We start from the raw sequence: 353 nt of genomic DNA on the forward strand, positions 1-353 counted from the left end.
TGTCAGGGTGAGGTGGGGTCGGCGTCGTCGATGGCTGCTGCTGGTTTGGCTGAGGTGATGGGTGGTACTCCGGGGCAGGTGGAGAACGCTGCGGAGATCGCGATGGAACATAATCTGGGGTTGACGTGTGATCCGATCGGGGGGTTGGTGCAGATTCCGTGTATTGAGCGGAATGCGATTGCTGCGGCGAAGGCSATCAACGCGGCGAAGATGGCGTTGTGGGGTGATGGGACGCACCGGGTCTCGTTGGACGAGGTCATAGTGACCATGCGGGAAACGGGCAAGGACATGTCCCATAAGTACAAGGAAACAGCGATGGGCGGCCTCGCCGTCAACGTCGTCGAATGCTGAGT

1 protein-coding gene is annotated in these 353 nt (G+C 59.9%); it reads left to right on the forward strand.

Going from position 1 to position 353, the window contains the following annotated elements:
* Positions 1 to 351, forward strand: a 351-nt coding sequence (locus tag AB4Y77_RS23040; protein ID WP_442015470.1) for an L-serine ammonia-lyase, iron-sulfur-dependent, subunit alpha, incomplete at its 5' end; no start/stop codon positions are given.
* Positions 352 to 353: the final 2 nt, after the last annotated feature.

Source organism: Paenarthrobacter sp. YAF11_1 (genome assembly GCF_052113445.1).
Lineage (GTDB): Bacteria > Actinomycetota > Actinomycetes > Actinomycetales > Micrococcaceae > Arthrobacter.